The sequence below is a fragment of the Delftia sp. DS1230 genome, from assembly GCF_040112715.1.
Classification (GTDB): domain Bacteria; phylum Pseudomonadota; class Gammaproteobacteria; order Burkholderiales; family Burkholderiaceae_C; genus Comamonas; species Comamonas tsuruhatensis.
In genome coordinates, this window is sequence record NZ_CP157763.1 from 2,179,332 (window position 1) to 2,190,769 (window position 11,438).

Annotated in this window: 10 protein-coding genes; 8 read left to right on the forward strand and 2 right to left on the reverse strand. The window is 64.9% G+C overall.

Annotation, left to right across the window (positions count from 1 at the left end; all coding sequences use genetic code 11):
- Positions 1 to 34: 34 nt before the first annotated feature.
- Positions 35 to 694: a GntR family transcriptional regulator gene (locus AAN986_RS09650; protein ID WP_016454373.1), complete on the forward strand. Its 660-nt coding sequence runs from the start codon at positions 35 to 37 to the stop codon at positions 692 to 694.
- A 169-nt stretch (positions 695 to 863) separates the two neighbouring features.
- Entirely contained in the window at positions 864 to 2,186 is a 1,323-nt protein-coding gene (locus tag AAN986_RS09655) for an MFS transporter (RefSeq protein ID WP_349335726.1), read from the forward strand.
- A 179-nt stretch (positions 2,187 to 2,365) separates the two neighbouring features.
- On the opposite strand, the gene AAN986_RS09660 is transcribed toward AAN986_RS09655, so the two are convergent.
- A complete protein-coding gene (locus tag AAN986_RS09660; RefSeq protein ID WP_016450488.1) occupies positions 2,366 to 2,914 on the reverse strand; it encodes a phasin family protein in 549 nt (182 codons plus the stop codon).
- Between the two features lie 323 nt (positions 2,915 to 3,237).
- On the opposite strand from AAN986_RS09660, the gene AAN986_RS09665 reads away from it, so the two are divergent.
- The 6 genes from AAN986_RS09665 (at position 3,238) to AAN986_RS09690 (ending at position 10,353) form a co-directional block, all read left to right on the forward strand.
- Positions 3,238 to 3,699 carry a thioesterase family protein gene (locus AAN986_RS09665; RefSeq protein WP_017404735.1) on the forward strand — a complete coding sequence of 154 codons (462 nt, stop codon included), beginning with the start codon at positions 3,238 to 3,240 and terminating at the stop codon, positions 3,697 to 3,699.
- Positions 3,700 to 3,814: 115 nt separating this feature from the next.
- Positions 3,815 to 5,035, forward strand: a complete 1,221-nt coding sequence (gene pncB / locus AAN986_RS09670; protein WP_047218007.1) for a nicotinate phosphoribosyltransferase — start codon at positions 3,815 to 3,817, stop codon at positions 5,033 to 5,035.
- 61 nt (positions 5,036 to 5,096) lie between these two features.
- Complete coding sequence (locus AAN986_RS09675) at positions 5,097 to 6,524, forward strand: sodium:proton antiporter (protein ID WP_047218008.1); 1,428 nt, start codon at positions 5,097 to 5,099, stop codon at positions 6,522 to 6,524.
- Between the two features lie 37 nt (positions 6,525 to 6,561).
- Entirely contained in the window at positions 6,562 to 7,569 is a 1,008-nt protein-coding gene (locus tag AAN986_RS09680; protein WP_047218009.1) for a D-glycerate dehydrogenase, read from the forward strand.
- 110 nt (positions 7,570 to 7,679) lie between these two features.
- Complete coding sequence (gene rmuC / locus AAN986_RS09685; RefSeq protein WP_047218088.1) at positions 7,680 to 9,170, forward strand: DNA recombination protein RmuC; 1,491 nt, start codon at positions 7,680 to 7,682, stop codon at positions 9,168 to 9,170.
- Position 9,171: 1 nt separating this feature from the next.
- Positions 9,172 to 10,353, forward strand: a complete 1,182-nt coding sequence (locus AAN986_RS09690) for an MFS transporter (protein WP_016450494.1) — start codon at positions 9,172 to 9,174, stop codon at positions 10,351 to 10,353.
- 70 nt (positions 10,354 to 10,423) lie between these two features.
- On the opposite strand, the gene AAN986_RS09695 is transcribed toward AAN986_RS09690, so the two are convergent.
- A complete protein-coding gene (locus AAN986_RS09695) occupies positions 10,424 to 11,293 on the reverse strand; it encodes an LOG family protein (RefSeq protein ID WP_016450495.1) in 870 nt (289 codons plus the stop codon).
- Positions 11,294 to 11,438: the final 145 nt, after the last annotated feature.

Sequence of the window (11,438 nt, forward strand, 5' to 3'; positions counted from 1 at the left end):
GATCCGTTCTGTTTTTGCGAAGGGGAGGCTTGCCATGAAGGCTGCTGAGCGCATCCGCCTTTCCATTGAGGAATCCATACGCGACGGCAGCCTGCTGCCCGGGGATGCGGTGGATGAACAGGCGCTGATGCAGACCTATGACGTGTCACGCACACCCGTACGCGAGGCTCTGCTGCAGTTGCAGGCCCAGGGCCTGGTGGTCAATCTGCCGCGCGCCGGCATGGTGGTGGCCAAGATGGATGTGGGCCAACTGCTGGCCATGTGGGAGTTGCTGGCGGAGCTGGAGGGCATAGGCGCAAGGCTGGCCTGCGAGCGCATGACACCAGCAGAGCGCGAGGAGCTGGCCGCCATCCATGAACGCGCGTCAGCCGTGGCGCGTCGAGAGGACGCACAAGCCTGGCAGGAGCACAACCGGCGCTTCCACGAGGCGCTGTACCAGGGGGCGCGCAATCCCTATCTTCGGCAGGAGATCCTGCGTATGCGTTCACGCACCGGTGCCTACAGACGCCATGCATTTTCGGCCTTTGGCCAGACGGCCCTGTCCTGGGCTCAGCATGGAGAAATGGTCGAAGCAGTCCAGGCGCAGGATGCTTCGCGGGCGGCCTCCCTGATGACCCGGCACATGAGTCCTGGCCAGGGCTCGGCCAGTTTCGCGTCGTTCATCGCGGCCCTGCCCAAGCACCTGCTGGCTTGAGCGCACGAGGGCGCAGGCAGGACATCTGCGGGAAGTCCCGGGGTATATAAGTTATTTGCGCGATCAAAAATATATTTATAGAAATCAAAAAAATTTGATCGTGCATCCTGACCTCGCTGTTTCGAGGGGGATGTCTTGTGCAGGCATACCTACCAAGGAACCACCCATCATGGACGCTCTTTCTCCGCAGTTGCCTTTGCCCCAGGCGCTGGTCCAAGCGCCGGCTTTCGATTCGGACGCCGTGCATCGCAAGGTTGCATGGCGGCTGATCCCCTTTCTTGTCTTCCTGTTTCTGTTGGCCTGGATAGACCGTGTCAATGTCGGCTTTGCCAAGCTGCAGATGCTGCAGGACCTGCGATTCAGTGAGGCTGTCTACGGACTGGGCGCAGGCATCTTCTTCATCGGCTACTTTCTCTTCGAGGTCCCCAGCAATCTGTTGCTGCAGCGCATAGGTGCGCGCAAGACGCTGGCGCGCATCACCATCCTATGGGGGCTGGCGTCCATGGGCATGGCTTTTGTGACCACGCCCGAGGCCTTTTATGCGCTGCGCTTCCTGCTCGGTGTGTTCGAGGCGGGGTTTTTCCCGGGCGTCATGCTTTACCTGACCTACTGGATTCCGGCTGCCAGGCGAGGCCGCATCAACGGATGGTTCATGACTTCCTTCGGCATCGCGGGCGTGGTGGGCGGGCCCATCGCTGGGCTCATCATGAGTGGAATGGAGGCAGTGGCCCCTCTGCGAAACTGGCAGTGGCTGTTCGTCCTGGAAGGCATTCCCTCGGTGATCGCTGGCTTGGTGGTCCTGGCATGGCTGCCCGACAGGCCCTGCCAGGCTCACTGGCTGTCCGAGGCAGAGAAAAGCGCGTTGGAAATGCAACTCGACGCCGAGCGGCAGGGTGCGGGCAAGCATGCAAGCTTCATGCAGGCACTGCGTCTGCCCGCGCTGTGGCTGTGCACGGCGGCGTACTTCTGCATCGTGGGCGGCAATGCCACGCTGGCCTTCTGGATGCCTTCGCTGGTGCGTGAGCTGGGTGTGCACAGTGCGTTGCACATCGGCCTGCTGTCGGCGATTCCGTTCATGCTTGGCACGGCGGCCATGGTGATCAACGGGGCACATTCCGACGCCACCCGCGAGCGCCGTCTGCATTGCGCGGGTGCCACCTTGGTCGGTGCTGTCGGGCTTGCGCTGACTGGCGCCCCCATGGGCAACCCGGTGCTGGCCATGGTGGCCTTGAGCATTGCTGCCATTGGTGTGCTGGGCGCCTTCCCGGTGTTCTGGGCCATGCCAGCTTCGTTTCTGACCGGCACAGCGGCTGCTGCGGGCATTGCCTTCATCAATTCGGTAGGCAATCTCGCAGGCTTTGCCACGCCGTTCATGATGGGCTGGGCCAAGCAGTGGACCGGTGGTGTCGGCGCGGGCCTTTATGGAGTGGCCGCAATGCAGCTGGCCGCATCGGCCATTGTGGCTTTGGCCATGCGCAGGCTCAAACCATGAACAGGCCATGGCAGGCGAAAAAAAAACCCAGTCCAAGGACTGGGTTTTGAAAGGATCCAGAAACGGGGGTTTCGAGAGGATCCAAGGAGACAACTGGTCAGGTCTTGCGACCCGGGATGCATGCAATTATGAGGGTAATCACTAATTCTTGCACGCAACCCTGTTGTAAGACGGCGTGATCAACGCTTGCGGGTCTGGGCCGACTGGACGGCTTCGCTGGCGGTGTTGGTCACGGCCGTGAAGTTGGCTTCCGCCAGGTCCGAAGCCTGCTTGACGGCCTTTTGCACCGACTCGAAGGCATTGTTGGCAGCCGACACGGCGCTCTTCATCACGGCCACGGCGGTTTCGGAACCTGCGGGTGCGTTCTTGGCGGTGGTGTCCACCAGGGCGCTGAAGTTCTTCTGCAGATCGGACGCCTGGCTTTCGAAGGCCTTGGCCAGCTCGGCACCGGTGCCGCTGGCGATGTCGTACAGGTGGCGGCTGTAGGCAGCGGTCTTTTCAGCCAGGGGCTGGAACAGGTTGGCCTGCAGCGACAGCAGTTCCTGCGCATCCTTCACGCTCAGGACGGCCTGGGTGTGCTGGGCGGCTTCGTTCAGTGCGGCGCGCGAGGCGGTCACATTCAGTTCCACCAGCTTTTCAACGCCTTCGAAGGCCTTGCTCGTCAGGCCGAACAGGGTTTCCAGGTTGGCCTTTTGTGCGCTCAGGATTTGGTCAGGGGTCAAGCTCATGTCAGTCTCCAGAAAAACGGACCACAGGGGTCTCGGGTTACGGGGAATTGCCTGCGCTGACCTGACTGAGTGTCATGTTGCAGTGCAGCATGGGTCTTATTGTAGGGATTGCCAAAAAGGAATCAAGTACCTGATGCTGCGGTGCAGCAAAAAAATCGGCAAAGCTGTGGGTTTTTTGTAAGTCTTTGATTTTGAATTGGTTTTATGTCGGTTTGACGACATTTTTCGGTTTGCATGCTTACTCGCTTGGCGAGTGATTGGCAGCAGTGCGCGTCGTGATGGCGACAGTGGCTGGGGACAGGGCGCATTCGGCCGGCGGCACAATGGCCGCCATGAATGAATCGCCCCCGAGCCGCCCCGCGCCGCAGCCCCGTTCGGCCTATGCGGCATTCCGACGCATCAGCACGCGCTGGTCGGACAACGATGTCTACGGGCACGTCAACAACGTCGTGTATTACAGCTGGTTCGATACGGCGGTGAATGCCCATCTGATCGAGCAGGGCGCGCTGGATATCCACGCGGGCGAGACGATAGGCCTGGTCATAGAGACGCAATGCAATTACTTTGCGCCGCTGGCCTTCCCGCAGGAGGTGGAGGCCGGTATCCGGGTGGCCCGCATCGGTGGCTCCAGCGTGCGCTACGAGGTGGGGCTGTTCGCGCAGGGCGAGCCATTGACGGCGGCGGCCGGGCATTTCGTGCATGTCTATGTGGACCGGCATACGCGCCGGCCTGCCCAGATTCCGCAGGCGCTGCGACAGGTGCTGGAGCCGCTGCTGCGCGGCTGATGGCGTTCGGGGCGCATGCAAGGCGCCCGCTCGCAGCGCGGCAGCGTGTGTATGGCCTACACTCGAAAGCTGTCTGCCATCTGACCGCTGGGGCGCTTACCGCCCGGCTCTGTCCATGATCATCACCAGCCTGCTCGATACCGACCTGTACAAATTCACGATGATGCAGGTGGTGCTGCACCAGTTTCCCGGAGCACAGGTCGAGTACCGCTTCAAGTGCCGCAACCCCGGCGTGCAGCTCGCACCCTATGTGAACGAGATCCGCTCCGAGATCCGCTCGCTGTGCAGCCTGCGTTTCCAGGACGCGGAGCTGGCCTATCTGAGCTCGCTGCGCTTCATCAAGAGCGACTTCGTCGATTTCCTGGGCCTGTTCCACCTCAACGAGAAATGCATCACGGTGCAGGCGCTGCCCAATGGCGAGATCGACATCACCATCCGCGGGCCCTGGCTGCACACCATCCTGTTCGAGATTCCCGTGCTGGCCATCGTCAACGAGGTGTACTTCCGCAACACCCAGCCGGTGCCCGATTTTCCGGAAGGCCGGCGCCGTCTCGACGCCAAGATTGCGCTGCTGCAGCAGCCCGGCCTGGAGCAGCTCAAGATTGCCGACTACGGCACGCGCCGTCGCTTTTCGCGGGCCTGGCATGAAGAGGTGCTGCGCGTGCTGTGCGCACGCCTGGGCCGGCCCGGCACATCCGTGGAGTCCGAAGGCCAGTTCGCCGGCACCAGCAATGTGCTGTACGCCATGAAGCTGGGCGTGCGGCCCCTGGGCACGCTGGCGCATGAATACCTGCAGGCCTGCCAGTCCCTGGGCCCGCGCCTGCGCGACAGCCAGATCTTCGGCTTCGAATCCTGGGCGCGCGAATACCGGGGCGACCTGGGCATTGCGCTGTCGGACGTCTACGGCATGTCGGCCTTCCTGCGCGATTTCGACCTGTACTTCTGCAAGCTCTTCGACGGTGCGCGCCACGACAGCGGTGACCCGTTCGAGTGGGGCGAGCGGCTGCTGGCCCACTACCGTGCCAACCGCATCGATCCGCTGACCAAGACGCTGATCTTCAGCGACGGCCTGACGGTGCCGCGCACCATCGAGCTGTTCCAGCGCTTCCATGGCCGCTGCCAGCTGGCCTTCGGCATAGGCACCAACTTGACCAACGACCTGGGCGACGCGCCCGACCATGTGCCGCTGCAGATCGTCATCAAGATGACCCGCTGCAACGGCCAGCCCGTGGCCAAGCTCTCGGACACGCCGGGCAAAAGCATGTGCGATGACGAGAAGTACCTGGCCTACCTGCGCCAGGTGTTCGAGATTGCGCCGCCTGCGGCGCAGGCTTGATTGCGGCACCACCTGCCGCCAGGAGGGGACAGTGAATAGAGAACAAAGAGGAGACGGGACCATGAAGGCATTGCGCGGATTGCTGGCGCTGCTGGCCACCTGCGCGCCATCCTGGGCCCTGGCCGCCGATATCGACGGCGGCCAGCTTTCGGTACTTTGGGGCGTGCCGTTTGCGGGCATGCTGTTGTCCATCGCCCTGATGCCGCTGGCGGCGCCCCATTTCTGGCACCGGCATTTCGGCAAGGTGACGGCCGCCTGGGCGCTGGTCTTTCTGCTGCCCTTCGCGGCGGTGTTCGGCGTGGGCGCGGCCATGGCCAACCTGGTGCATGCCCTGCTGGCCGAATACCTGCCGTTCGTGATCCTGCTGACGGCGCTGTACACGGTGTCGGGCGGCATCTATGTGCGCGGCAATCTCAAGGGATCGCCGGGGCTGAACACGGCCATTCTGGCGATCGGCGCCGTGCTGGCCAGCTTCATGGGGACCACGGGCGCCTCGATGCTGCTGATCCGGCCGCTGCTGCGCGCCAACGACAACCGCAGGCACCAGGTGCATGTGGTGGTGTTCTTCATCTTCATCGTCTCCAATGCCGGCGGCTCGCTGACGCCACTGGGCGATCCACCGCTGTTCCTGGGCTTTCTCAAGGGGGTGGATTTCTTCTGGACGGTACGTCACATCTTCACCGAGACGCTGTTCCTGGTGGGTGCGCTGCTGGCGTTGTTCTACGCGATCGATGCCTGGCTGCTGCGCAAGGCCGGCGAAGCGGATCTGCCCGATCCCACGCCCAGCGTCGATGCCTTGGGCCGCGCCAGCCGCCTGGGTTTTGATGGCGGCGTGAACTTCGTGCTGCTGCTGGCCGTGGTGGCACTGGTGCTGATGAGCGGCCTGTGGCGTACCGATGCCGGCCTGGTGCTGGCCGGCACGCATGTGGGCCTGCCGGGTCTGGTGCGCGATGCGGGCCTCGTCGCCGTGACTGTGCTGTCCCTCAGGCTCACGCCGCGCAGCGTGCACCAGGCCAATGAATTTGGCTGGGGGCCGATGCAGGAAGTGGCCAAGCTGTTCGCGGGCATCTTCCTGACCATCATTCCAGTGATCGCCATGCTCAAGGCGGGAACGGCCGGACCCTTCGGCGCCATTGTGGGGGCCGTGACGCGCGCCGACGGCACGCCCGATCCGCTGATGTATTTCTGGGCCACGGGCCTGCTGTCCTCGTTCCTGGACAACGCGCCGACCTACCTGGTGTTCTTCAATACGGCGGGCGGAGACGCCGCTCAGATGATGACGGCCATGGCCTCGACGCTGGCCGCCATCTCGGCGGGCGCGGTGTTCATGGGCGCCAACACCTATATCGGCAATGCGCCCAACCTGATGGTCAAGGCCATTGCCGAGGAGCGCGGCGTGAAGATGCCCAGCTTCTTCGGCTACATGGCCTGGTCGCTGTGCATTCTGGTGCCGCTGTTCGTATTGATGAGCTTCATCTGGTTCCGCTGAAGAACCGCCTAACGCCAAGACAAGGAAAGAGACAGACATGGCAAGCAAACCCCGCATCCTGATCGCCCGTGCCATCCCGCCCGAAGTGGTGCGCAAGCTGGAGCAGCACTTCGAGGTCGAGTCCAACCAGGATGACGTGGTCTGGAGCCCGCAGGAACTGGCCCGGCATCTGCAGGACAAGGATGGCGTGCTGACCACGGGCTCGCAGACCATCGATGCGGCGCTGCTGGCCGCCTGCCCGCGCCTGAAGGTGGTGGCCAACATGGCCGTGGGCTACAACAACTTCGACGTGCCTGCGATGACGGCTGCAGGTGTGCAGGGCACGAATGCCCCCGACGTGCTGACCGAGACCACGGCCGATTTCGGCTTTGCCCTGCTCATGGCCACGGCCCGCCGCGTGACAGAGAGCGAGCACTACCTGCGCGCCGGAAAGTGGAACTCCTGGCGCTACGACCTGTTTGCCGGCTCGGAAGTGCACGGCAGCACGCTGGGCATCATCGGCATGGGCCGCATCGGCCAGGGCATCGCCAAACGCGGGGCGCATGGCTTCGGCATGAAGGTGGTCTATCACAACCGCTCGCGCCTGTCGCCCGAGCTGGAAGCCGAATGCAAGGCCGGCTACGTGGGCAAGGATGAACTGCTGGCCATGGCCGACCATGTGGTGCTGGTGCTGCCCTACACCAAGGAAAACCACCACACCATAGGCGCGGCCGAGATCGCCCGGATGAAGCCCACGGCCACGCTGATCAACATCGCGCGCGGCGGCATCGTCGATGACGCGGCGCTGGCCAGGGCACTGCGCGACAGGACCATTGCTGCAGCAGGCCTGGACGTGTTCGAGGGCGAGCCCTCGGTCCATCCCGGCCTGCTGACCGTACCCAACGTGGCGCTGACCCCGCACATCGCCAGCGCCACCATGGGCACGCGCAGCGCCATGGCCGAGCTGGCGGCCGACAACCTGATCGACTTCCTGTCCGGCAAGGGCCCGCGCACGCCCGTGAACCAGCCCGAAGCGGCGGCCGCCGGCGCGCGCGCCAAGGCCTGAACACCGTGTTGTGACAATCGCGGGACGGCTGGCCGTGGCCGCTTCCCGCTGCATGGAGCGCAAGCAAAATCTTGACCCAGATATCCGGAGTGTGGTGGGCGGCCTGGGCCGTGCTGCTGTTGGGGCAGGCGGCCGTGATGTGGCTGCTGTGGAGGCGCTCGGCGCAGCGCGAGGACGGGGTGGCGCCCCAGCAGGTGCTGCAGGCGCTGCAGATGCTGGACGTGCGGCTGCAGCAGCTCGAGCGCGGTGCCCAGGCCACGCAGATGGCCGTGGCCAAGAGCGATGGCGGGCTGGACCGCGTCTCGCAGCAGCTGCAGGCCCATCTGGCCCAGGCCCAGCTCGATGCCCAGGCGGCGCGGCGCGAGCAGGGCGAGGCGCTGGCAGCCTTTCGCATGGAACTGGGCCGGCTCACCGTGCGGCTGGCCGCCGACAGCGCCCAGGCCCGCGAGGCCCAGGGCGAAAGCACGCAGCGCTTCAACGCCCATGTGCAGGAGCGCTTCGAGGCGCTGGCGCAGACCACGCGCAGCACGCTGGACTCCCTCAAGAACGACATCCAGCAGCAGCTGGGGGGGCTGGCGCAATCCAGCCAGGTCCATGCCGAGCAGCTGCGCGGCACGCTCAACGAGCGGCTGGCCACCATCCAGTCGGACAATGCGGCGCGCCTGGAAGAGATGCGGCGCACGGTGGACGAGAAGCTGCATGCCACGCTGGAGCAGCGCCTGGGCGAATCGTTCAAGCTGGTCAGCGACCGGCTGGAGCAGGTGCACAAGGGCCTGGGCGAGATGCAGACGCTGGCCGGCAGCGTGGGCGATCTCAAGCGCGTGATGACCAATGTGAAGACGCGCGGCACCTGGGGCGAACTGCAGCTGGGCGCCATCATCGAGAACGTGCTCACGCCCGAGCAGTACGCGCGCAACCTCAAGACCGTGCCCGGCAGCGACGACATGGTGGAGTTCGCCATCCGCCTGCCCGGACGCAGCGACGAGACGCCGGTCTGGCTGCCCATCGACGCCAAGTACCCGGTGGAGCAGTACCAGCGCCTGCTCGACGCCCAGGATGCGGCGGACAAGGCGGCCATTGTCTCGGCAGGCAATGCCTTCGAGGCATCGATCAAGTTCGAGGCGCGCAAGATCCACGGCAAGTACGTGAGCCCGCCGCACACCACGGACTTTGCCGTGCTCTACCTGCCCACCGAAGGCCTGTTTGCCGAGGTCATGCGCCGCCCCGGCCTGGTCGAGGCCGTGCAAAACGGCTGCCGCGTGATGGTCACCGGCCCGGCCAACCTGGCCGCCATGCTCAGCAGCCTGCAGATGGGCTTCAAGACGCTGGCCATCGAAAAGCGCTCGTCCGAGGTCTGGGCGGTGCTCGGCCAGGTCAAGACCGAGTTCGCCAAGTTCGGCGAAGTGGTGGATGCCACGCGCAAGTCCATAGACGCGGCGGCCAAGCGCTTCGAGCAGGTGGGCGTGCGCACGCGCGCCATCCAGCGCCAGCTGCGCGACGTGCAGGAGCTGCCCGCGCCGACCTCTAGTGCAGCGCGGCCCGGCCTGCCGGATGACAAGGACGCTGCGGCCGGAATGGAGCCGGGGTCGGAGCAGGATTGAGATGAACCTGGCCCTGTTCAAGGTCATCATGGCGCAGGTCAGCGTGCATGCCACCATGGCCGGCATGCGGCTGGCAGCGCCCTTGCTGGCCCTGCAGCAGGGCTATAGCGCGGCGGCCGTGGGCATCTTGCTGGCGCTGTTCGCGCTGACCCAGGTGTTCCTGGCGCTGCCGGCCGGGCGCTTCGCGGACAAGCATGGTTTTCGCAAGCCGTTTTTCCTGTCCATGCTGGCGGCCAGCGGGGGCTGCGCGCTGGCGCTGGCATTGCCGCTGTATCCGGTGCTATGCCTTGCGGCGTTGTTGACGGGCGGAGCCAGCGGCGCCGTGGTGATTGCCGTGCAGCGCCATGCGGGCCGTGTCACCCACGATGCGGTGGCGCTCAAGAAGGTGTTCAGCTGGTTGGCCATAGGCCCGGCCATCTCCAACTTCATCGGGCCCTTCAGCACCGGGCTGCTGATCGATCACGCGAATTTTGGCGGCGAGGGCAGCACCATGGGCTACCGCGTCGCCTTCGGCCTGCTGGCCCTGGTGCCCGTGCTGGCCTGGAGCTGGGTGCGCCACACGCAGGAGCTGCCGCCCGTGCGCGCGCCCATAGGCGGTCCGAAGCAGCATGCCTGGGACCTGCTGCGCGACCGCAATTTCCGCAACCTGCTGCTGGTCAACTGGCTGCAGTCCGCATGCTGGGACGTGCACACCTTCGTGCTGCCGCTGCTGGGCCATGAGAAGGGCCTGAGTGCCTCGGTCATCGGCACGCTGCTGGGCATTTTTGCCGTGGCGGCCGCCGCCATCCGCCTGGCCATGCCGCTGGTGGCCGAGCGCCTGCGCGAAGGCGCCGTGATCTCCGGTGCCATGGCCATCACCGCCTTCGTCTTTGCGCTGTACCCCTTCATGGACTCGGCGCTGACCATGGGCATGTGTTCGGTGATGCTGGGTTTTTCGCTGGGGTCTGTGCAGCCCATGGTCATGAGCATGCTGCACCAGATCACGCCCGAGCACCGCCATGGCGAGGCACTGGGCCTGCGGCTCATGGCCATCAATGCCTCCAGCGTGGCCATGCCCGTGCTGTTCGGCTCGGCGGGGGCATTGATCGGCGTCTCGGCCCTGTTCTGGGTGGTGGGCGCGGCCGTGGCCTCGGGCATCCGCACGGCCTGGTTCATGGGGCTGACGCCGCGCAAGCCGGAATGAGAAAAAGCGACCTGCGCCTTGGTGCGCAGATCGCCTTGCGATGCGGTGGCGGCCTGCCGGCCGCTGCGGCTTACCAGCCGCCAGCGTGGAACTGCTTGATCAGCGCCCAGGCCTCGACCGGATCATCGGTATAGCGGAACAGCTGCAGGTCCTTGGGCGAGATCGTGCCTTCCTCGATCATCAGGTCGATGTTGAGCAGGCGCTTCCAGAACTCGGTGCCAAAAAGGATCACGGGCACCGAATGCGTCTTGCCGGTCTGCATCAGGGTCAGCACCTCGAACAGCTCGTCCAGCGTGCCGAAGCCGCCGGGGAAGGCCACCAGGGCCTTGGCGCGCATCATGAAATGCATCTTGCGCAGGGCGAAGTAGTGGAACTTGAAGCTCAGGTCCGGCGAGATGAAGCGGTTGCCGTTTTGCTCGTGCGGCAGCTCGATGTTCAGGCCGATGCTGGGCGCGCCCACGTCATGGGCGCCCCGGTTGGCCGCCTCCATGATGCCGGGGCCGCCGCCGGTGCAGATGTAGAGGCGTTCCTCGGGCGGCTGGTTCAGGCTGTCGGCGGCCACGATGCGCGTGAAGGCGCGGGCCTGTTCATAGCGGTGCGCATTGCGCACGGCGCGCTCGGCCAAGGCAACGCGCTGGGGATCGCCGCTGGCCTGTGCGTCGGCCAATTGCTGCTCGGCCTGCTCCAGGTCCACGAAGCGGGCGCTGCCATAGACCACGACGGTGTGCTCGATGCCGCGCTCGATCTGGGCCAGGTCCGGCTTGAGCAGCTCCAGCTGCATGCGGATGCCGCGGGTTTCGCGGCGGAACATGAATTCCGGGTCCGCGAAGGCGAGGCGATTGGAGTTCTGCTGCAATGCCATGCCGTTGTGTGCCTGGTTGTGAAGGGCCGACCAGCCGTTGGCCAGATCGGTATCGGTCAGGGGGGAAGAGATTTGCATGAACCCTCGTACACAGGAAAAACCAGGGCGGCCACGCCTGTGGCCGTTCCATCAAATACGTTGCCAGCGCAGATGATGACTGCACTATACGCTCACAAACTCATAGCCGCGGGGCTCGTGCACCGGGTGCTTTGGCGCATTGACG